16 protein-coding genes and 1 pseudogene are annotated in these 23,549 nt (G+C 33.0%); 12 read left to right on the forward strand and 5 right to left on the reverse strand.

Annotation, left to right across the window (positions count from 1 at the left end; all coding sequences use genetic code 11):
• Positions 1-32: 32 nt before the first annotated feature.
• Positions 33-800: a hypothetical protein gene (locus tag ABJF52_RS01505; protein ID WP_348145269.1), complete on the reverse strand. Its 768-nt coding sequence runs from the start codon at positions 798-800 to the stop codon at positions 33-35.
• Positions 801-942: 142 nt separating this feature from the next.
• Here ABJF52_RS01505 and ABJF52_RS01510 point away from each other — a divergent pair, with 142 nt between their 5' ends.
• Positions 943-1,782: a 1,4-dihydroxy-2-naphthoyl-CoA synthase gene (locus ABJF52_RS01510; RefSeq protein WP_348145272.1), complete on the forward strand. Its 840-nt coding sequence runs from the start codon at positions 943-945 to the stop codon at positions 1,780-1,782.
• A 24-nt stretch (positions 1,783-1,806) separates the two neighbouring features.
• Here ABJF52_RS01510 and ABJF52_RS01515 read toward each other — a convergent pair whose 3' ends face one another.
• Entirely contained in the window at positions 1,807-3,489 is a 1,683-nt protein-coding gene (locus tag ABJF52_RS01515) for a VWA domain-containing protein (protein WP_348145275.1), read from the reverse strand.
• Positions 3,490-3,873: 384 nt separating this feature from the next.
• Between ABJF52_RS01515 and ABJF52_RS01520 the strand changes: the two genes are divergently transcribed.
• The 3 genes from ABJF52_RS01520 to ABJF52_RS01530 are packed head-to-tail and all read left to right on the forward strand — an operon-like array spanning position 3,874 to position 9,880.
• Entirely contained in the window at positions 3,874-6,984 is a 3,111-nt protein-coding gene (locus ABJF52_RS01520; protein ID WP_348145278.1) for a gliding motility-associated C-terminal domain-containing protein, read from the forward strand.
• Positions 6,985-7,016: 32 nt separating this feature from the next.
• Positions 7,017-7,958, forward strand: a complete 942-nt coding sequence (locus tag ABJF52_RS01525; protein WP_348145281.1) for a type IX secretion system membrane protein PorP/SprF — start codon at positions 7,017-7,019, stop codon at positions 7,956-7,958.
• 11 nt (positions 7,959-7,969) lie between these two features.
• A complete protein-coding gene (locus ABJF52_RS01530; protein ID WP_348145283.1) occupies positions 7,970-9,880 on the forward strand; it encodes an OmpA family protein in 1,911 nt (636 codons plus the stop codon).
• A gap of 346 nt (positions 9,881-10,226) precedes the next feature.
• Here the strand turns inward: ABJF52_RS01530 and ABJF52_RS01535 are convergent, their stop codons facing one another.
• On the reverse strand, positions 10,227-11,558 hold the full coding sequence (locus ABJF52_RS01535) for a serine hydrolase (RefSeq protein ID WP_348145285.1): 1,332 nt from the start codon (positions 11,556-11,558) through the stop codon (positions 10,227-10,229).
• Positions 11,559-11,684: 126 nt separating this feature from the next.
• On the opposite strand from ABJF52_RS01535, the gene ABJF52_RS01540 reads away from it, so the two are divergent.
• From ABJF52_RS01540 to ABJF52_RS01550, 3 genes are read left to right on the forward strand one after another with little or no spacing between them, the layout of a single operon-like run.
• The gene (locus ABJF52_RS01540) at positions 11,685-12,101 is read left to right on the forward strand and encodes a 3D domain-containing protein (protein ID WP_348145288.1); all 417 of its coding nucleotides are present in this window, start codon (positions 11,685-11,687) and stop codon (positions 12,099-12,101) included.
• Positions 12,082-12,783: a peptidoglycan recognition family protein gene (locus ABJF52_RS01545; protein WP_348145291.1), complete on the forward strand. Its 702-nt coding sequence runs from the start codon at positions 12,082-12,084 to the stop codon at positions 12,781-12,783. Before ABJF52_RS01540 ends, ABJF52_RS01545 begins: the two co-directional genes overlap by 20 nt.
• Before the next feature lies 1 nt (position 12,784).
• A complete protein-coding gene (locus ABJF52_RS01550; protein ID WP_348145294.1) occupies positions 12,785-14,257 on the forward strand; it encodes a M14 metallopeptidase family protein in 1,473 nt (490 codons plus the stop codon).
• Between the two features lie 27 nt (positions 14,258-14,284).
• On the opposite strand, the gene ABJF52_RS01555 is transcribed toward ABJF52_RS01550, so the two are convergent.
• Both ABJF52_RS01555 and ABJF52_RS01560 read right to left on the reverse strand, forming a co-directional pair.
• Positions 14,285-14,527, reverse strand: a complete 243-nt coding sequence (locus tag ABJF52_RS01555) for a hypothetical protein (RefSeq protein WP_348145296.1) — start codon at positions 14,525-14,527, stop codon at positions 14,285-14,287.
• A 273-nt stretch (positions 14,528-14,800) separates the two neighbouring features.
• A complete protein-coding gene (locus ABJF52_RS01560; protein ID WP_348145299.1) occupies positions 14,801-15,898 on the reverse strand; it encodes a VWA domain-containing protein in 1,098 nt (365 codons plus the stop codon).
• A 155-nt stretch (positions 15,899-16,053) separates the two neighbouring features.
• On the opposite strand from ABJF52_RS01560, the gene ABJF52_RS01565 reads away from it, so the two are divergent.
• The 5 genes and pseudogenes from ABJF52_RS01565 to ABJF52_RS01585 all read left to right on the forward strand — a co-directional run.
• Positions 16,054-18,225 carry a DUF5916 domain-containing protein gene (locus tag ABJF52_RS01565; RefSeq protein ID WP_348145301.1) on the forward strand — a complete coding sequence of 724 codons (2,172 nt, stop codon included), beginning with the start codon at positions 16,054-16,056 and terminating at the stop codon, positions 18,223-18,225.
• Between the two features lie 82 nt (positions 18,226-18,307).
• On the forward strand, positions 18,308-18,772 hold the full coding sequence (locus tag ABJF52_RS01570; protein ID WP_348145304.1) for a (2Fe-2S)-binding protein: 465 nt from the start codon (positions 18,308-18,310) through the stop codon (positions 18,770-18,772).
• A gap of 10 nt (positions 18,773-18,782) precedes the next feature.
• Positions 18,783-21,023: a molybdopterin cofactor-binding domain-containing protein gene (locus tag ABJF52_RS01575; protein ID WP_348145307.1), complete on the forward strand. Its 2,241-nt coding sequence runs from the start codon at positions 18,783-18,785 to the stop codon at positions 21,021-21,023.
• Positions 21,024-21,127: 104 nt separating this feature from the next.
• On the forward strand, positions 21,128-21,736 hold the full coding sequence (locus tag ABJF52_RS01580; protein WP_348145310.1) for a nucleotidyltransferase family protein: 609 nt from the start codon (positions 21,128-21,130) through the stop codon (positions 21,734-21,736).
• A gap of 23 nt (positions 21,737-21,759) precedes the next feature.
• Positions 21,760-23,549, forward strand: a pseudogene (locus tag ABJF52_RS01585) (hypothetical protein); the annotation flags it as partial.

The raw sequence follows: 23,549 nt of genomic DNA on the forward strand, positions 1-23,549 counted from the left end.
AAAATAAAATACATCTGGAAACAATATATTTATTAGTTGGAAAAAACTAATTCCTGACTATTTTCATATCTAATCAACTTTTCGATGGTATGCGTATAAGTAATTATACTATTTTCTAATAAAAGCGGATTCGTCATTCCTAATTCTTCTCTATTTAATTTGATTGCTAAGTTTTTAGAATTAATGGCAGTATCATTAAAAAAAGACTTAGAAATAATATATTCCCCAGAACTTGAATAAAGAGTGTCCTTCAAAGCACCATTGTAATTAAAAGTTGTTCTTAATGATTTGTTATTTAGATTAGATTCAGGGCTATTTACTAATTCTATTTGATGCGGAGTATTTAGATCTGTCCATTTAAGAATAAAATCTTCATTTTTTGGCAGGTGACTTGGTAGGTTAAATTTGGCGCACAAATTGTTATTGTAGGGTTTTATATACGCTAACGGATGTCTCGATTTGTCTGGTAGTATTATTTCAAAATAGTACGAACTAGCTCTTATCAAACTTGGTGCTTTATAAAATGATGTTTTGTTTAATAACATTTCCTGGGTTACAGAAAGTTCTAATTCTTTGTCGTTAAGTAGAATTTTAATATCATTTTCGATTATCTGTTTTACACCATCAGTAAGTAAAACTTTAATCTGATCTAAGCCATTTTCTTTTATTCCATCATCTATTGTAATACTTACTTTTATTTTGGAGAGATCTTGTAAGTCCTTTTTAGACAATGTAGACACATTACAAGAATTAAGAAAAAGATATGATACTAGAAATAGTAGTAGTTTATGGTTTTTCATATTGGTTATTAGGGCTATTCGAATTTAAAGGAATGTTTTTAAGAATAGAATTATAGTTAGCGTATAGTATTAACATTTTTTTCAACATTTTAAATTATATCAAATTCCGTTACTTTGCATTGTATTAAAAAAGAATACTATAATGAGCATAGCCTGGAAAACAGCGATTGAATTTGAAGATATTACCTATAAAAAATGTAATGGGGTTGCCCGTATTGCTTTTAATCGACCAGAGGTGCGTAATGCTTTTCGCCCAAAAACCACCAGTGAACTTTATAAAGCCTTTTATGATGCTCAAGAAGATACCGCTATTGGTGTTGTATTACTTTCTGGAGAAGGACCTTCTAAAAAGGATAGGGGATGGGCTTTTTGTAGTGGAGGCGATCAAAAAGCAAGAGGTCACCAAGGATATGTTGGAGACGATGGAATGCATCGATTGAATATACTGGAGGTGCAACGATTAATTCGTTTTATGACTAAAGTGGTTATTGCCGTTGTGCCAGGATGGGCTGTTGGTGGTGGGCATAGTTTACATGTAATTTGCGATTTAACATTAGCCAGTAAAGAGCATGCAATTTTTAAACAAACAGATGCAGACGTTACCAGTTTTGATGGTGGTTATGGCTCTGCATATTTAGCCAAAATGGTAGGACAGAAAAAAGCTCGAGAAATCTTTTTCTTGGGTAGAAATTACTCCGCGCAAGATGCTTATGAAATGGGTATGGTAAATGCTGTGATACCTCATGATGAGTTGGAAGAAACAGCATACCAATGGGCTCAAGAAATACTTGAAAAATCACCAACCTCAATTAAAATGCTGAAATTTGCAATGAATCTTACTGATGATGGTATGGTAGGGCAACAAGTTTTTGCAGGTGAAGCCACCAGATTGGCATATATGACAGATGAGGCTAAAGAGGGTAGAGATGCATTTTTAGAAAAGCGAAAGCCAAATTTTGGCAAGAATAAATGGATACCGTAAATGCAGTAATTTTTATGGAGTTACCTAATCATCAGATAACATCGGTTTCTTTTTAGATTCAGTAACTAAGGCATTAATAGCATCCGCTTCTTTGTTAATTTCAATGTAATGACCTCCTCCAAGTTCAGAAAGCTGTTGGAGGACATCTTTCTTGGAAATTTTACCCTTAGGGGATAAATAATGAAAAGTAGATAAGTAAATATCTTTATCAAGATTTTGAATTATAAGGTTTTTAAGTTCGTTATCTATTTTAAACATACCGTCTGAAGCTAGAATAATTTTATTATTGCCACCGTATACAAAATTACTAACCGCTTCACGATACGCCATTTGCAAACCTGCTTTACCGTTTGATTTCCCGGAAGCTTTAAGTGAATTTATAATAGTTATCAATTCTTCTTTATTAGTGATCTCCCCAGTTTCTATTACCTTTTTGGCCTTTCCTGAATATGTAATTACAGTCAGTTTATCTTGGGTTCGTAATACATCAATTAAATAATTTATGGAACTTTTAAGCTTTTCCAATTTTTTATGATAACGCATAGATATAGAAACATCTATTAACAAAACCATATTATTCGTTAAAGCACCATCGAGTGTATTAATATTATTTGGATCAAAAAGCAACTGTTTTATACCTTCTGTTGAAAACCAAGTGGCATTTTCATCAGGCAGTTTTATTTCCTCAGGAAAAATAACTGTAAATGGAGGTACCTCATTTACAATTTTTAAAACAGGTTGGTCACATCGTTCTATAAAAAGATTATATTTCTCAGCAATTCCGACACCCTGACTATTAAAAATATCAATTAATAATTCTTCAAATCGGTAGGCGCGATCATACTCTTGTTCGATTTCAAAAAGTTCTTCACCTTTTAGATACTTTTCTGCCCAGCGGTAAATTAATTTTGCATGTTCATCAATAGCTTTACGATCTTCATTTTGAGAAGTATCCAAATACGGAAAATTACCATATTCATCCAAAATTTTTCTATGTTCTAAATTAATATGAAATTCATACTCTTCCTGCCATTGATGCATAGTTCTACCTACTTTGTCATTTCTACCTTGACCTAATTGAAAAATAATTCTTTTAGACAGTGTCACCAATCTTTTAGCTCTGCTTAAGGCTTTTGGGAGCTCTTCTTTCCCAAATAAATCAGTAATCGTACTACTGAACCCGTAATTTAAAACATAAAGTGTTCGAAGGTTCTTTTCATAAGCATGCAATAGGGAATAGGCTTGTCTAAATCGAATATCCTCAAAAAAATACACCTTGTCAGCCGTGAATTTCATTAAGGCATTGACAATGGACTTCACTTGGTCGAAGACTTTTTGATAATGCTTTAATTCATTTTCAAGTCTTTTGGCCGCTCCTGCGGGTAAATTGATTCTTACAAGCGCTAATGAGTCATATTTTTGAGAAATTATTGTCAATTGTTTTTTATTATCGATAGTTATTTGGCCATAGGATAGTTCTAACGCGTTGTGATTAAGAACTTCTTCTTTCTCTAATAGCTCGGCATATTCATTTAATTTTTTATTAAAAGCTTTTAATGTGTGCTGCGTAGCATCAATATAGTAGCTACACGCATTAATATAGTCTACATGTAAATTAATAGCAGCTTTTGTTTTGGCATCTAATGTTTCTTGCGCAAAACAAAAACTGGATAAACTTAAAAAGAATAAGATTGCAACTTTCTGCATTTACTAATTTTCAAAAAAAATTACATTAATGCAAAATTAGAACGACCTAATGCCTAATAATGAGGTATATAGGATAACCCTTTAACCAAAAGAGTTCATTTTACCATTGTAGACTACATGTAAGAGGCAGGTATAATGATTGCAGAATTACCTATAAAAAAGATAGGTCTTAAAATGTTGATTCTCAATTTGTAAGATATATCTTGTTAAAGTATAATTCGATTATTATTGAGGACTTTTAACAAACTTCGTTAAAACCTTCTTATACAACACATTCTCCTATTTGTTACAACAATTTATTTTTCCTTGATATTATATTTAAAATATTTGATTTCAATTCCTCCATAGAACCAAGTCTCCTAATTTTTATAAAATTATATGAACATGCCTAGTAAATTCTTAAAATGCAAAAAGAATAATAGTAAAAACCTTTGGTTGGCACTAGTGTTCATATTTCAAGCAATTGTTTTACAAGCTCAATGTGATATAACGAATTTCACTGCCACTCCAATAGTCGGTGCCTGTGTTCAAGACGCAAGTATTGATATACAAATTACAGGAGCAACAGATTGTACTACTGTACCAACTTTTGCAGAAATTTTTGAATCAGAATCTTCTACAGCTCTTAATCTAATAACCTTATCGACGTCTGGTACAGGTACATTTCCAAACCTTAGACCCGGTAGTTATGATGTAGTCCTACGACAAGGCAATGACTCGTCGTCTCAAGAAGGAATTGAGGTGACTAGTACCTATACACCTATGAGCCTGACACCAAGTGCAACCAATACCTCATGTAGTGCTACCGATACAAACAATCCCGCAAATGGAGCTGTTTCTTTAAGTGTTACTGGTGGTGTAGGTCCATTTACCTATCGTCTTATCTTAGATGGTACAGTAATTGAAACAGAAAATAATACTTCAGCTACAAGCCACAGCTTTTCAGGCTTAGCTCCAGCTGAATATAGAATTAGTGTTACTGATAATAGTGTGAGTTGTACTAGTTCTGAAACACGAAGTGTTACTGTAGCGGAAACTGTAAATATACCTATACAGTTTTACTATGAACGAACCAGACCAGATGAAGACACCTGTGGCCTTGTAACTTATAGGTTAGCCATAACCTATGGTAATAAACTTGGCTTAGCTCTGGGTACCGCTGCTAGTGCAACCCTAAACGGAGGTGCAACTATTTACGCCGATCTCATTAGTAATAATACCAATACTGTTTACGATTTTACAGGCTTAACACCGGGCGATGTATTAACAAATATTCAGGTAAGTGATATTTGTAATGCAATTACACGACCGGATTTAGTATTAGCAACTTTACCAGATGATTATTTAGATGTTAGCTTGGAAGCTTCAAAAACAGAAGATTGTCTTGATGGGGTAAATATTAATGTGGAAGCGCAAGTAGATGGAGGGCTTCCCGAAGGAAGAATTGCTTATACTTTTCAAGTATCAAATACATTAAGTGTGTATAAAGAGGAGCCTGCAGGTTCTGGAAGTTTTGTGCTTCTTGAAACTAGAAATAATGTTCGTTTTCTAAGTAACTCAGGTGGTAGAGCGACTTTTACATTTGACGATCCCACCGCGACTTACCAAATTGTAGCTGAAGACGACTGCCATAGGGTGGAGCGAATTATAACACCAGATGTTACTTATGAAAATCCCTTATTTAAAATAGGATTAGAAGAAGGTCCGAGTCTTTTAGAAGGAACTTCTGCAATAAACATTAGAAAAACACAAACTAACGGAAATCTTACTCATTGGGCACAATTAGACCCTTTAAATTACCCAATAACCGCAACAATTACTCGTACTGATGGAAGTTCAAATATTGTTATAAACCCAAACCAGCCCTACACTTTAGCAGGTTCTTATAGTTATGATTTCCCAATGACCGCAGTTTATGTGGATAATCCAAATGAATCCGCAGATACTAAAGGTTGGTATTATGGTCCAAATATCGGTAATCTACCCATTGGTGAATATGAAGTGTTATTTACCGATTCTTGTGGTGATACTTTTACCCAAACTATCGATTTGACAGCACCTGTAACTTATAATCCAAGTATTACATTTAATCAAGGATGCGCTGCCGCTGATATTGTTTTTGATATGGGAGACTCTAATGTAATTGATGAATCCGAAACCACCTTATATGAGAATAATAACGGTGAGTTAGGGGCATTAGTTCGCAATAGCTCAGAAAACCCAGATGAAGCTAATTCAGGGCAGTTTAGTTCGATTCCACCAGGTGACTATATCATCCATTTCGATGATTTGGTGTTTAGAGAATTCATACCTGGGAGGGCTTATCAAGATTGGACCAATTTCGATGCAGCTCTTAATGCATTCGAAAGAATGGAATATCAAGTAGCTGTAACGGTACCTGAATATGAACAAATGTCTTTTTATTCTATAAGTTTCTTCTGCGATAGTGCAGATGATAACTCTGGTATTCTAGGTATCATGGCCAGAGGTATTCCTGTAGGTGAAACAACCTACAGTATTTGGGAGGATACTCTAGACCCCGAAATTGATGCTCCAACCCAAACATATACAACTACAGATTCTACAGAATTAGAATATGTGTTTCAAAACCTAAGTGTAGGTACCTATATAATTAGGGTTAGTAATGAGTGTGGTTATACGCAAGAAATTAAAACGTTACAACATGGGCCATTTATTTTTCCTGAAACTGATCCGAATCCCCTAGTCATATGTCCTGGTGAAACTTCAACTATGTTTGTAGCACTACCAAATATTTTATTCGACTTTGCTTGGACGGATTCTTCGGGCACAGCCTTAGGTAATGAAAACACATTAGAAGTGACTCCAAACCAAACTGAAACGTATACCGTTTACTATTCTCTAAAACCGTCTTTTGGATGTACCAATTCACCTGAAGGACCTTATGAATTAGAAGTTGAAGTTTATGAAAGTGCTGAGTTAATTGGAATTCCAACAACAACATGTTCAGAAGATAATTCTTCCTATACGCTAAGTTTTGAAGTATCTGGTGAAGCACCTTTTATAGCATCTGGTACTGGCGCTCCTGGAATATGGGAAGGTAATATATGGACTTCAGATAATATTGATATTTCTTTAGATTATAATATTACAATACAAGACGCAAATGAATGCACTGCCGATATGTTAGTTGTTAATGGCCTTGCTCCAACAGATTGCGTTGAAGATTGTGTACTAAAAGTTAATAACCTATTTACTCCTCTTGAGGTAGACGGTATAAATGATTTTTTCACTATAGAATGCATTGAGAATTATCCAGATAGTACATTAAAAATATTTAATAGATGGGGCGTTTTAGTCTATGAAACAACAAATTACTTAAACACTTGGGATGGCGAGTCTACTGGGAGGGCTACGCTGAGTAGCAACAATAAGGTGCCCGCAGGAACCTATTACTATGTTCTGGATTTAAAAATAAATGAAGAACCAATTACAGGATGGTTATTTCTAAACTAACAAGTGGATTGAATACATAAAACGAATAAAAGATGAATTTAAAAATATTCACATTAAAAACCATAGCACTGCTTTTGCTTGCCTTTACTTTTTCGGAAGAAACGAAAGCACAACAAGATCCGCAATACACTCAGTACATGTACAATACAATGTCTGTAAATCCGGGTTATTCTGGTACAAGAGGAAATTTTAGCATTTTTGGATTACATCGTTCACAATGGTTAGGTATCGATGGTGCTCCGCAAACACAATCTTTAGGTATTGAATCTCCTTTAAGTAATAATGTAGGATTAGGGTTAAATATTGTAAATGACAATCTAGGCCCAGCACAACGCTTTCAGGCCGATGGCAATTTTTCTTATACTATTAAGACAGGACTAGAAACTAATTTATCATTCGGATTAAAAGCGGGAATTCGATATTTAGATGTTGATTTTTCAAAAGGAACTGCCGCTCAACAAAATGATCCCAATTTAACGGATATAGATTCTAAGCTTTCCCCTGCTGTTGGACTTGGTTTCTATTATCATCATACCACTAAATGGTATGTGGGTTTATCACTACCAAACATTTTAACAACAAAATATTATAGTGATGTTCAAGAAGATGTTGCACAAGAGCGTTTGCATTTCTTTTTAATAGCAGGTTATGTATTTGATATTAATGATAACCTGAAATTTAAACCAGCACTTTTAAGCAAAATCGTATCTGGAGCACCATTATCAGCAGATATTTCGGCTAACTTCTTATATAAGGAAAAGTTGACATTAGGGGTTAGTTATAGATTAAGTGATGCAGTTAGTGGTTTAGCAGGCTTTCAGATAACAGATGGACTTTTTGCAGGCTACGCGTATGATTTTACAACTAGTGGACTCACAAATGGATTAAGTAGTGGCTCACATGAAATTATGCTACGCTTTGATCTTGCTAAATCAAAAAAAATAATAAGAATAGTTTCTCCAAGATTCTATTAATATATAAAATTATGGATAAGTTAAAAATATTATTGTTTTTAGGGCTTTGCCTTTCCTTTTCAATTTCATTTGCTCAAACGTCAAAAGAAGCAGATTTCTATTTTAGAGAATTTAGTTACGTAAAATCTGCTGAGGCATATAAGGCTCTTGTAAAAAAAGGAGACTCTTCTCAAATAACCATTGAACGTTTAGCCGATTCATATTACAATAATGCAAAAATAGAGGAAGCTAAAACTTGGTTTGCTGTATTGATTGAGAAATACAAAAATGATGTTTCAAGTGAGTATTTTTATAAATATGCACAAGTACTAAAGGCATCAGGAGATGAAACTAAATCTACAGAATTCTTTAATCAATTTGCAACATTAGTCCCAGACGATATCAGATCACTACATATCCGTAATGGTTTAAAGCTTGAGGAAAATAGTCTAGTTTCATATAAGAACTTAAAAAATTTAGATATAAATACACAGTATTCAGATATTAATGGATTTGCATATAATAATGCGTTGTTTATATTTTCAACTAGGCCGAACACAAATCAAGATTCCGAAATATATAAATGGAATAAGCAACCATTTTTTGATATTTACAATGGACAAATTGATGATTCCAATGAAATAATAGGGTTGGAGAAATTAAAAGGTAGTATAAATGCAAAGTACCATGAAGCCACTTTGGTGATAACAAAAGACGGTAATACAATGTATTTTACTAGAGATAATTCAAAATCAATTCGATTAGGAAAAACAAAAGACGAAACCATGAATCTTAAGCTATATAAAGCAGAATTAGTTGATGGAATTTGGACGAACATATCAGAATTACCTTTCAATAGTGATGAATATTCTACAGGACAACCGACCTTAAGCCCAGACGAGAAAACACTTTACTTTATTTCAAATATGCCTGGTGGTATTGGTGGAACAGACGTTTATAAGGTCGCTATTAAAGAAAATGGTTTTGGTAAACCAATAAACTTAGGAAATAACGTAAATACCCAAGGCACTGAAATGTTTCCTTTTATAACTGATGATAATACGTTGTATTTTTCGTCTAATGGACGCGTGGGATTAGGTTTGTTAGATGTTTATAAAATAGGCTTAGATAATATTTTAGAAAATTCAGTTTATAATTTGGGACAGCCAATTAATAGTAATATGGATGATTTTGCTTTTACCATAAAAGACGAAAAGGTTGGATATTTAGCTTCAAATAGGACTAATGGAAAAGGTGATGATGATATATATGCATTCGATATTGAAGAAATATGCTTAGAAAGTATAGCTGGTACTATTTATAATAAGCATACTAAGGAACCATTATCAAATGCAACTGTTAAACTTATTGATGCTAGTGGAAAAGTGCTAGAAACGGTAACCACTAAAGAAGATGGAGTTTATGTTTTTTCTGAACAGCAATGCGAACAAACTTTTACAGTACGCGCTGATAAACCAGATTTCGAAAGTGATATGAGTAAAGTAACACTATTATCTGAAAACGGAAAAGTTAGAAAAGTAGACTTAAACTTGTTTTTACAACCATTAATCATAGATAATCAGATAGTAGTTAATCCGATATATTTTGATTACGATAAATATGATATTCTACCTAAAGCTGCTTATGAACTAGATAAAGTAATTTCGGTTTTAAATAACCATCCTGAAATGATTATAAAAATAGAGGCTCATACTGATTCTAGAGGATCAGATAGTTACAACAGGAAGTTATCCGATCTAAGGGCAAAATCTACACAGGATTATATTTTTTCCAAAGGCATAGAAAAAAATAGAATTGAAAGTGCTATTGGTTATGGTGAAGCGCAATTAGTAAATAAATGTAGCAACAATGTTGAATGTTCCGAAGAAGATCACCAAGCTAATAGAAGATCATTATTTATCATTTTAAATTTAAATGAATAACTTTTAAGTAATTTAAAAATTACCTTCTTATATAATCTATATTAAAACTAACAAGGGTTTACTCATGTTAGTTTTTTTGCTTTAAAAAGTTTCAATATTTTAAATGATTTTTCAAAAAACGTATTTAAACTAAAAAGAGTCCTTTCTTTCGAAAAGACTCTTTTACGAGAACACTATATGAAAATGAAAAAATTAACTCCGTTTTAATTACAGTGTAAACATACCGTGATCTTAGATGATTTTTTAATTAATGTTGTGAAGTGAAGTAAAAATGTTGTGACAACACAATATTTTGTTGTGTAGGAAAAATCTTTCTTTTTTAAAATTGTGGAATATACTAAAAATGCTAATTTATTGCTGCGGAAAGTTCCCCTAAAAACTTATTTACATCAAAAAGTGGTTCTTGTCCTAATCCGGTTCTTACAACAACCAAATCTTTAGAAGGAATTATATATACTCGTTGTCCTTGAAATCCATTAACTGAATACATATCTCTAGGAACATCAGGATATTTACCACCTGCATTTAACCAAAAATGAGCACCGTAAACGCCATCCGAATTTTTGGTAGGTCTACTAACGTAGTCCGTCCATTCGGGAGCAAATAATTGCGTTTCATTCCAATTTCCACGATGTAAATAAAGCAACCCAAATTTTGCCCAGTCACGTGTCGTTGCCCATCCATAAGAGGATCCAACAAAATTCCCAGCAATGTCAGCTTCCATAATCATGGAGTTCATTCCAATTTTATCAATTAATTCCTGATATGGAAAATCTACATATTCCTGATGCGTTTTAAACTGATCTCTTAATATTCCTGATAACAAATTAGTTGTACCCGAAGAGTAATTCCATATTTCTGTTGGTGCTGCAATAGCTTCCTTGTTCATCTGTACAGAGGGCATATCTGCCTCCATAAAAAGCATTTTTGTAACGTCAGAAATACTTGCATAATCCTCTTCCCATTCAAGCCCACTTTGCATACGTAATAAATTGTTTAATGTGATGCTTTTACGTTCATCATTTTTCCAAGATGCAACTGGGGCAGGCGATGTGACATCCAATTTTCCTTGATATTCTAAAATTCCATATAAAGTAGCGAGTACGCTTTTAGTCATAGACCAACCCAAAATTCGAGTGTCCTTAGAAAACCCTTCAATGTATTCTTCAGCAATAATATGGTCTTTATAAATAACCATAACCGTACGTGTCATCTGTGTTTCATAATCAGAAAGAACACCATTTATAGCATTGTTTATTCCATCATAATTGATATTTGTAAAAACAGAATCTTTTGTTCCCGAATTACCATATGGAAAAGGTAAATTATTTTCCAAAATTGATCTTCTGGGCACAGGTAGTTTAATAGTAGCGTCATATCCATCGGTTATCAAAGCACAACCTAATCCTTCACGGCATACCGTTTCTCTAGGCATTAAATCGTAAACTGAAGCAGTTACATTTTCACCTTCAACCTTAGACAATTCTGCCAATTTAATCAACGGCATGTTGTTGTCATTATTTATTATATCAGAATAATCCCGATGTGCAATAAAATGTGAAGAAGCTAAATTTTTGGATGCATAACCAGAAATAAAATTTAATTTGGGGTAATTAAAAAATATAGCAATACCCAATAAAACTAGTATTACAAGCAGAATTCTTTTAAATATCTTCATTTAGAATAAGGGAATTTTAGATAGCTAAGTTAATGAACTATCAAAAAAATTAAGCGTCATTTGTTATCTTTAAATAAAACAATCAATTTTTAGGATAGCTATAATTGCTTTTACTTACCAAATAAAATGCGAAATTTATATTTCTTATCGATTAGTTGTTTATTGTTAATAGCTAGTTGTACACAAAAAACTACTTACCAATGGAAATCACTAGAGGTAAAGATGTCTGCATATAATTCAGTAAAAGCACAAACTGACCATCAACCGAATATAGCAGCGTGGGGTGATACTTTAAAACCAGGTATGAAGTCCATTGCCGTATCACGTGATTTAATAGCTTTAGGACTTAAGTACAATACTAAAGTCCGAATTGCCGGACTTTCCGGAATCTACCTTGTAAAAGACAAAATGAATGCTCGGTATAAAAATAGAATCGATATTTATATGGGAACAGATGTAGAAAGGGCTAAAGAATGGGGACAAAAAATAGTAAATATTAAATATGCTATCGAAGAATTAGAAAATGACAGTACTAGAAACTAATAAAATCAAGAATTTACGCCGTAAGTATCAGTTATTTCTATACTTAACATGTTCAGTTATTTTTGTAAACTGTTCAACAGAAAGACAGATAATTGATAAGCCAATAATCTTTGATGATGAAAGAAATAACTTGACTTTAGCGTATTTGGAAGACCATTACGATTTAAAGCGAGAAAAACCAACAATTGTTCCCAAAATGATTGTACTGCATTGGACGGTAATACCAACATTTAAGGATTCTTTTGACTTTTTTAATCGTTCAACCTTATCCATAACTCGAGGTGATATTAGTAACGCTGGTGCGCTTAATGTTTCATCACAATTTATGGTAGATCGCGATGGTACTATTTACAGACTTATGCCAGAAACCAAAATGGCTAGGCATGTAATAGGATTAAACCATTGTGCTATTGGCGTTGAAAATATTGGTGGTTCTGAAGATTTGCCATTAACAGATGCTCAATTAAAATCGAATATTTGGTTAGTCGAGTACCTCGCCAAAAAATATAATATTGATTATGTAATTGGACATTACGAATACACACTATTTGAAGATCATGAATTATGGTTAGAAAAGGATGACGGCTATCGTACTGAAAAAACGGATCCTGGTAAAGAATTTATGAAAAACGTACGTATAGCTACTAAAAGTATGAATTTTAAACAATTACCAAATAAGTAAAATGAAATTAAGCCAATACATTTTTTTAATATATTTTTTTACGGTATCGCTAAATGCGCAAGAAGTAGAAATAACTGAATTGCTATATGAAACATATGAAAAATACAGAGAGCCTAGCTTAGCTAAAAGACGTATTAAATATAATGAAATTCAACCTTTAATTAACTCACTTTCCTCAGATTCTCGTTTTACTATAAAAACCGTTGGTAAGTCCATAGAAGCGAGAAATCTATCATTAATTAGCATAGGTACAGGAAAAACGAGCGTATTTCTTTGGTCTCAGATGCATGGTGATGAACCTACAGCTACGCAAGCCATCTTTGATATTTTTAACTTTTTTAGGAGTAATGATTTTAAAAAAGAGAAAGATGCTATGCTCAGTAATTTAACGATTCATTTTTTACCTATGTTAAATCCGGATGGTGCTGAACGTTATCAACGAAGAAATTTACTAGGTATTGATATCAATAGAGATGCCCTACGTTTACAATCACCAGAAGGTAGAACTTTAAAACACGTTCGCGATAGTTTGGACGCTGATTTCGGATTTAATCTACACGATCAAAGTAGGTATTATAATGCTGAGCGTACAGAAAAACCGGCGACTATTTCATATTTAGCACCTGCCTATAATTATGAGAAGGAAATTAATGAAGGTCGTGGTGCAGCAATGAAAGTAATAGTTTTTATGAATAATATTCTCCAAAAATATGCGCCAGGACAAGTAGGAAGGTATAATGATGATTTTGAACCTAGAGCTTTTGGAGATAATATTCAAAAGTGGGGAACAAATACCATTCTTATAGAATCTGGAGGTTATGCTAAAGATCGTGAAAAACAAGAAATTAGGAAATTGAATTATGTTTCCATTTTATCAGCAATTTATACCATTGCCAAAGAAAACTATAAGAATATTCCTTTAGAGGATTATGAAAAAATCCCAGAAAATGACCGCAAGCTATTTGATTTAAAAATTGAAAACGCCACGTATACATTGCTTGATAAAGATTACATTCTTGATATAGTCGTAAACCGTTTAGAAGTAGATAATGAGGGTGATAATGATTTCTGGTATAGCAGTAGGATATTGGATCAGGGTGATTTATCTACGTATTATGGGTACGAAACATTTAATGCAAAAAATTATAGAATAGTTCCCGGTAAAGTATATTCAGAAATAATTTCGAATAAAGAACAATTTAATGCCCTCGCAGAGGATTATTTTGAATTACTTAAAAAAGGCTATACCTATGTTCGTATGGCAAATATTCCAATAAGCATGATTAGCTCACCTTTTCCCATTCATATTATAGGTAAGAATTATAAATTGCCAGAATTCAAAATAGAAGTAGGACAAAACCCCACCTTTTTACTGAAAAAAGATGGGGCATTAGCTTATGCAGTCATCAACGGTTTTTTAATAGACTTAAATTCAAATAAGGCTAATATTAAAAACGCAATGATTTTTCGTTAGGTAAAAAAAACTCGGAAATCTTTATTACTAATATCCGAATTTGATATTCATTTCTGGCCCGTAAATAAATAATAATACTAACATCGTTGCTAATAATGTTACTATTGTTGAGAATAAGAGTATAGCCGTTGCTTTATACCATTTTGGCATTCCATTTAATGAGCTGTTTTGTACAATCGTGTTAATTACATCCATTTTTTCATTTTTTATATCTGATGTTCTCAGACATGGTTCAACTTCAATAGCAGTTCTTCGGATGTAGGTTGTCAAAATGATTTAGGGATCATTTTTGGTAAAGAAACAATTAAGAGGCCTTACACCCTAATTGATATTGCATCAATTAGCCGAAAGGTATAAAATAAACGATAACTGGTACGGGTATGCAGAAAAAAACTTGCAAAAGCAACTGTTCAATGGTCATAGGCGTAGCAATCAGCAGTAAATTGAGCGATACATCGTTTTTGTTCCGAAAATTCTATTTTACATGTAATAAATAAAAAAAGCACCTATTTAGGTGCTTTTGTCCGTAGTTTCGAAATGTTATTACTCACAGCCACCAGTAAATCCAGTAGCATCAAATTGTGTTTGTACGCTACCTTGGTCGCTGCCATCTACAACTTGGATTGCTAAATTATTTACACCACTACCATCACGTTTTGGTGTACAGTATTCAAATAAGTAAAAACTATTAGCACGTTGTGATACACGTTCAGAAATTTCATTAAAATTAGTTTCTAATTCTTCCTTATTGCCAGCAAAAACTGTATACGTTTTTCCAATACTCGCTAAAACATCAGCATCTATTTCAGAACCTAACCCAATACTAAAGAATGATATATTTGGATCTGCGTTTTCTACTTTCTCAAGGGCAGCAGTTTCGGTGTAACGAGAAGCTTGGTCAGTACCGTCAGTGAAAATGACAACCGAAGCGGCACCAATTTTATCATCTTGTGTACTTGTGGCTAATAACTGACTAGCAATATCTGTCGATTTAATAACCGCTCCATATAAATCTGTAGACGGGTCATTACTAATATCTTCGTTTATTCCATCAATAGCGGTAATTAAATCATTTTTTGAGGCAGTTAAATCGTTTAATAAATGAAGTTCATCTTCACCATCAAACCAATAAATTGCCATTTTTACAGATTCGTTCGTTACGGCTGGCATAACATTATTTACAAAGCTAACCGAAGCTGTTTTAAGTTCATCCAGACTACTACTTAAAACACTATTACTTAAATCAAGTACTAAAAGCGTATTATTACTAAATATTTGAGAATTAGGTGATATTCTGGCATTAGATTCTGAAGGTGAAATGGTATTAAAACAGTCATCATTTCTTCCCTGTTCATAAATGGTAAATTTGTCTGCAGAAAGTCCAGAAACAGGAGCGCCTTCCGTATCAGATACCTTAAAAAGAATTGATATTTTACCTGGTAGTGTGGAGAATTGTTCTTGAATAGATAAAACTAAATCACTTTCTCCAAGGTCTAAACAATCATCTACAACAGTACCTTTACCTAATCCTTCATCGCCAATCGGGTTTAACTGAAAATTCACATCATCATCGGCATTTCCACAAGAAAATAAGATGGTAAATACTAGAAATAGGCTAGTTACTTTTAAATAGTTTTTCATATTCAATTTCATTTGAGGTTCACCTAGCAGAACGGTCAAAATCCCTTTAAATTATAGTAGCTCCCGAAAATATATGTTAAAGCATGTTAAATTTTTTGAAGATAATTTTTGTAGCTTTCCAATTACAATCCACCTCAACTATTTTTCACCAACTAATGAACAAGATTTTTTTCTGTGTATTATTTTTAATTACTTACTATGTACATCCTCAAAAAAAGAATGAAGCATTTAAATTAAATATTAAAAAAAGTAACCACACTTTATTAATTGATGGAGTTGGTGATGATTTAGCTTGGCACAATGCCGATGTTGCAAAGAATTTCTTTATGGTTTTACCAATGGATGATGGTCCAGCAAATGAGAAAACAGAAATTCGAATGACCTATGATGATAAAAACCTTTATCTACTAGCTACATTTTATCATGATAAAAAAGGAAATTATACTGTAGAGTCTTTACGCCGAGATTTTACTTTTGGCAAAAATGACAATTTCCTTTTATTTATGGATCCATTTAATAATCAGACCACTGGATTCTCTTTTGGGGCCAACGCATATGGAGCTCAATGGGATGGAACTATGTATGATGGAGGTAGTATAGACTTGAACTGGGACAGCAAATGGATATCAAAAACCACACGCGACGATGAAAAATGGGTTTTTGAAATGGCATTGCCTTTTAAATCTATTCGATATGAAGAAGGAGTTAAAGAATGGGGCATAAATTTTAGCCGATTAGACCTTAAGGCGAGTGAAAAATCTAGTTGGACGCCAATTCCGAGGCAATTCCCAACGGCATCTTTAGCATATACTGGCACATTGGTTTGGGATACGCCACCGCCTAAACCAAAAATTAATTACTCTGTTATACCTTATATATTAAGAGAAATAAAAAAAGACCACACTAAAAATGTAGGAACTGAATATAAAACTAAAGTCGGTGGTGATGTAAAATTTAGTATTTCTTCTTCGTTGAATTTGGATATGACTATTAATCCGGATTTTTCTCAAGTAGATGTTGACCGTCAAGTAACTAATTTAGATCGTTTTGAATTATTTTTTCCGGAGCGAAGACAGTTTTTTTTAGAAAATGGAGATCTATTTGCAAGCTTTGGTTATGCTACTATTCGACCATTTTTTTCACGTAGAATTGGTTTAGGAGTACCTATACAAGCTGGATTAAGACTCTCAGGCAATCTTAATGAAATGTGGCGCATAGGTGTTATGGATATGCAAACATCAAGTGTAACAGAATCAGGACTTCCTAGTCATAATTTCGGTGTAATATCGGTACAACGTAAAGTCTTTAGTCGTTCTAACATTGGTATGCTTTTGGTAAATAAACAGGCCATAAATTATCCACAAGAAAATGACTCCTTGAGTGCTCTATTCCCCAAGTATAATAGAAACTTTGGTTTGGAATATAATTTGGCATCTAAAACTAATTTATGGACCGGTAAAGCTTTTTTGCTAAAATCATTTGCCCCTAAAAAAGAAAATAGCGGTATTAGTCAGGCTGCACATATTGAATATCAAAATAGAAAATGGAACTGGAGAATTGAAGAACAATGGGTAAGTGATAATTATACAGCTGAAGTTGGTTATGTACCTAGGAATGGATTTGTTAAATTTAATTCATATTTAGGACATCTATTCTTTCCGACATCCGGACCAATTGTTAGTCATGGTCCTAAATTAAATGGTTTCTATTTTTTTAATGAAAGTTTTAAAGAGACCGACAATACAACGTTTTTACAATATTTAATTGATTTTAGAAACAGGAGTAGTCTAGACTTTTTTGTTTCTTACGACTATGTAGAATTGCTTTCTCCATTTGACCCAACAAGATTGGGTATTGCAGATTTAGATGTTGGTACTAAACATAGATGGAATGCCTTTGGTTGGGAATATGCATCCAAACCACAAAGTTTACTAACATACAGTTTTAATGGAAGATTAGGAGGGTATTATTTAAATGGGAATAGAACTAGTCTGTCCACTGAATTAGGTTACCGCATTCAACCATATGTAAGCCTAACTGCTAATTTAAATTATAATAGAATTGAACTTTCGGCGCCATGGAATACAAATGAATTTTGGTTAATAGGATCAGAATTAGATGTAACCTTTACTAACAAATTATTTTTTTCTAATCTGTTTCAATACAATGAACAGAGTAAAAATTTTAATTTGAATACCAGATTTCAGTGGAGGTATGCTCCGGCTTCTGATTTGTTTCTGGTATATTCTAACAATCAAATGATTGACCCTAATTTTCCTCGTGATTGGTCATTAACTTTGAAGTTTAATTATTGGTTGAATAATTAGTTATCCTTTATCATTTTGTTAAATAAAGATCAACGATTATTATTTTTAGTAACTTGTAAATCATATCCTTAAATAATATAACATGCCAACTTATCAATTAAAAGTAAATGGGACATCACAAACCGTAGAGGTAAGTGAAGACACCCCCTTATTGTGGGTGTTACGGGATCAATTAGATTTAGTAGGTACTAAATTTGGTTGTGGAATTGCGCAATGCGGAGCGTGCACAGTTCATGTAAATGGAGTTGCCACTCGAAGTTGCTCTACGACATTAGCACAAATAGAAGACAAAGAAATCACCACTATTGAAGGTTTATCGGAAGATGGCTCACATCCAGTACAAGTTGCATGGAAAGAAGTCGATGTGCCACAATGTGGTTACTGCCAGGCCGGTCAAATTATGACAGCATCAGCTTTTTTGGCTCAAAATGCCAATCCAACTGAAGATGAAATTAAAAATGCTATGCACGGGAATATATGTCGATGTGCATCTTACACAAGAATAAATAAGGCTGTTCAGAATGCAGCAAAAAACATTGAATCTTAAAGCAAAAACTATGTCTACTACAAAACCAAGTAATTCATTAGCATTTAGTAGAAGAAGCTTTATGCGAACTACTTCTTTAGCAAGTGGAGGAATGTTAATAGGGTTCAATCTATTTAATTCTTGCAAACCAAAAACTGAACCTTCAATTGATTTGGCGAGTCTTAATTATAATGATTTTAATGCATTTATTGAGATTGCTGATAATGGCGCGGTAACTATATATTCTCCTAATCCAGAAATAGGGCAAGGTGTAAAAACAGCAATGCCTATGTTAATTGCTGAAGAATTAGATGTTGCCTGGAAAAACGTATATGTAAAACAAGGTGTTTTGGACACCGAAAATTATACAAGGCAGTTAGCAGGTGGTAGTCAATCTCTTCGTCTAGCCTGGGAACCCTTACGACAAACTGGTGCTACTGCCAGACAAATGTTAATTAACGCAGCTGCTACTAAATGGGGTGTAGATGCATCGGAATGTACTACTAATGAAGGTGTTATTTCCAATTCAAAAGGTGAAACTTTAGGTTATGGAGAGGTGGTAAAAGAAGCTGCAGTATTAGAAGTTCCGGAGGAAGTTACCTTGAAAGAAATTAAAGACTTTAAAATCATTGGAACTGATGTCGGAAATGTGGATATCGATAAAATAATTACAGGCAAACCTTTATATGGTCTTGATTATAAAGAGGAGGGCATGGTTTACGCTACCGTTTTAAGACCACCTTCATTTGGTCAAAAATTAGAATCTTTTGACGCATCAGAGGCTAAATCCATATCAGGTGTTATTGATGTTGTTAAAATAGGTGAAGGAGCTAATGCACTCCTAGATAGTGAAGAAAGAAATTGGACGGTAGTATTAGGCAGTAGTGAAAAAGTTGTTGTTATTGCCAATTCTTCTTGGGCTGCAATGAAAGGAAAAAAGGCGCTAAAGGCAAAATGGGTGGTAGATTCTCCATTGGAAAGCACAGAAATGCAGGACAAAAAATTAATAGGCCTACTCGATGGAAACGACTTTACGACCATGCGTGAAGATGGAGATGTAAATAAAGCTTTTGCTAATGCAGATGAAGTTTTAGAACGTACATACGAATCACCATTCTTACCTCATAATTGTATGGAGCCAATGAATTTTTTCGCCAATGTTACTGATGATAAAATTCATTTAGTTGGTCCTATTCAAACGCCAGAATTTGCTGCACAAGCAGTAGCGGCGATGCTAGGTAGGGATGTTAAGGATATACATTTAGAAATGACACGTATGGGTGGTGGTTTTGGTCGACGACTCTATGGTGATTTTGTTTATGAAGCCGCAGAAATTTCGAATACAATTAAAAAACCTGTGAAATTAATTTCTTCTCGTGAAGATGATATGAGTATGGGTGTTTATCGACCAGCAATAAAATATAGAATTAAAGCATCAGTAAAAGATGGTGAAGTTACAGGGTATCATATAAAAGAAGCCGCTGTTAATGGAAATATGTATGGATTAATTCCTAATTTCTTTCCAGCCGGAGCCATTAAAAATTATAAAGTAGATGTAGCTAATTATAAAAGTAATATTACTACCGGAGCATGGAGAGCACCTTATACGAACTTTTTAGCCTATGCTGAGCAAAGTTTCTTTGATGAATTAGCTGAAGTAATGAAGGTTGATCAAGTTCAAATGCGTTTAGATCTTTTGGAAAAGGTTAAAGGTACAACTGATGAGCGAATTCAATATTCACCAGAACGTCTTCAGGAATGCATTCGCACAGCAGCCGAAAAATCTGGATGGGGTAAATCTAAAGATGGAGTTTATCAAGGATTTGTAGCTTATTATTGTCATAACTCACATGTTGCAGAAGTAGCTGAAGCTGTTATCGAAAACGGAATGCCAGTTATAAAGAAAGTCACCTGTGTTGTAGATTGTGGAGTCGTAGTTAACCCATTGGGAGCTATGAATCAGATTGAAGGAGGGGTAATTGATGGCGTAGGTCATGCAATGTTTGGTAGTTTCGATTTCGAAAATGGAATGCCAACAGCAAAAAACTTTGATCGCTATCGTTTAATTCGAATGAATGAAGCTCCAGAAATTGAAACACATTTAATCCAGAATGAATTTGCGCCTACAGGTCTTGGAGAACCAACCTTACCACCAGCAGGTGGAGCCGTTGCCAACGCCCTAAAAGCTGCAACGGGCAAAAGAATTTATAAACAACCATTTATGCAAGATCCATCGTTTTGGAAAACACCCGAGAAAGAGATATTAGGATAAATTATAGGATTTAGTAAATTTTATATTAAAATAATTATTCTTTAGGGCTTAAAAACAAAACGACCACCTCTTCTAGTGGTCGTTTTTAGTACATAACATAATATATGATTAAAAATAGTGACATAGCTATTCTGATTTTAGCGGCAGGTGAATCGATAAGAATGGGAGAACCTAAACAATTGTTAACTTGGATGGGTACAACTTTATTAGGCAATGCGATTAATGAAGCTAAAATGGTCTCACCTGAAGATGTTTATGTTGTTTTAGGTGGGAATTTTGAATTAATTAAGGAAATTGATGAATTAAAAAAAGTTAATAGTATTTACAATCCTAATTTTAAAATAGGGCAGGGCAGTTCATTGTCTTTTGGTATCAACTGTATTTTGGATAAAGGAGTGGGTTATAAAGCTATTTTAATCATGCTCTGTGATCAACCGTTAATCAATAGTGATTATCTAAATAAACTTATATATAATTTTCGTATAAATCATAAAGGTATTGTAGCTACAAAATATCAAAAAAAAGCGGGCGTACCAGCTATTTTTCAAAATGGCTATTTTGATGAATTATGCAATATTAGTGGTGATAAGGGCGCAAGCCATATTATAAGTGGTAATAGTTCAAATTGCATACTTATATCTGCTGGTGATAATATAATTGATATTGATACCAAAGAAGATTACCAAATGCTTAAAAACCAATTTTCATTTTGATTAATAAGGTGTTACTATTTTTTTTGCTTTTTTCAACAACACTTTTATCGCAAGAGGTAAATCGAAATTCAAATATTTCAATTGCCGACAAAGTTTATTTGCAATTAATTACTAAAGATTATAGTATTGGACAAACCATATGGTTTAAAGCTGTAGTAAGAGATTCCAAATATCATTTACCAAGTCAATCTGGAGTGCTCTTTGTTGATTTAATCGATCCGTTCGGGCGTATATTAGAACATCAGCTTTTAAAATTAAACAACGGTATGGGTAATGGTTCTTTATCTTTAAAAGAGGAATTCATACCAGGTGATTATCATATACGGGCGTATACGCATTGGAACCTAAATTTTGGTGAGGCCTTTTTATTTCAATCGGATATTTCAATATATGATGAATTCAAACCTAAATTTAATACGTATTCCGGATTAAAAGTTGTCAAAAAAGATAGTATTGAACATTACTTATTAGGTAATCTTGCCATTAAACAACATGGATTTAAAGGTGATGTTGTTTTACATTTAGATGAAGAAAATACTAGAGATTCTATTTTAATTAAAGCTAAAGAGTTAAAAAACTATGCTATAAATTTAAAATTGAACGAGAAACCGAATTGGATTAACTTAAGACTTAAAAGTAATGACAGCGTTGGAAAATCTGAAACAATAATTTTTAATGATACAGTACTTGATGTACAGTTTTTTCCTGAAAGTGGAGAACTTGTAGCGGGTTTAAATAATAAAATAGGTTTTAAGGCTATAGGATATGACTCTAAAGGAAGAAAAATTAAAGGCACTGTTTATGATAAATCAGGGAACAAGATTACAGAATTTAAGAGTAATCATTTGGGTATGGGTTCTTTTGTAATGAAGCCCTCTACTAATACTAATTACATTGCAGAAGTTTCAGAATCTACAAACTTTAAAAATAAAATTATAAAACAAATTCCTAAAGTAGTGCAGTTTGGTAGTGTTTTATCCATAGAAAAAAGAGTAAATAAGATAAATGTAAGAGTAGCTTCTACTAATCTAGAAGGTGTAATTTATATAAAAGTAAGTTGCAGAGGAAATGACTATTATTTAATTGAAGGACCCTTAAAAAAAAGTCAATTATCCGCTGAAATTCCTACTGATGACTTACCGCATGGTATAATTATTTTCACGCTATTGAATAGAGATAAAAAGCCTATTGCAGAACGTTTATACTTCAATGCCAATCATGAAAATAATCTTGTATTAAATATAATTTCTAATCAAGAACAATATCAACATAGAGAAAAAATCAATCTAGATATTACAGTAGCTAAAGATTCAGTTCCGTCAATTAATACCGATATGTCCATCATGGTATTAAATAAAAATTTATGGCAGAATGAATATGAAAATATTAAATCATATTTTTATTTAAGCTCTGAAATTCATGGTAAAATAGAAGAACCAGGATATTATTTTAATTCAAATACTGACCGATTTAACGATTTAGAAGCATTGCTCTTAACACAAGGTTGGCGTAATTATAAATATCCTGTCCAACGAGATTTTAACAAGTTCTATAGATTACAAAAAGCATTAAGTGTTAATGGTCATGTATTTTCTAATAATAAAAAACGAGCTGTTGGTCAAAATACCATAACATTAACAACTTTTGGAGAACAAACGACACTATATTCACAGGAATCAGATAGCTTAGGCAGGTTCAATTTTAAATTGAATGATAACTATAAAAAGCTTCAAAGAATCTTACTTTCAGCAAAAAATAATCTAGATTCTAAAGCCAGATTAAATATTACATTAGAATCTTTAAAAATTCCTAA

Source organism: Aurantibacter sp. (assembly GCF_039941195.1).
Taxonomy (GTDB): Bacteria; Bacteroidota; Bacteroidia; order Flavobacteriales; family Flavobacteriaceae; genus Aurantibacter_A.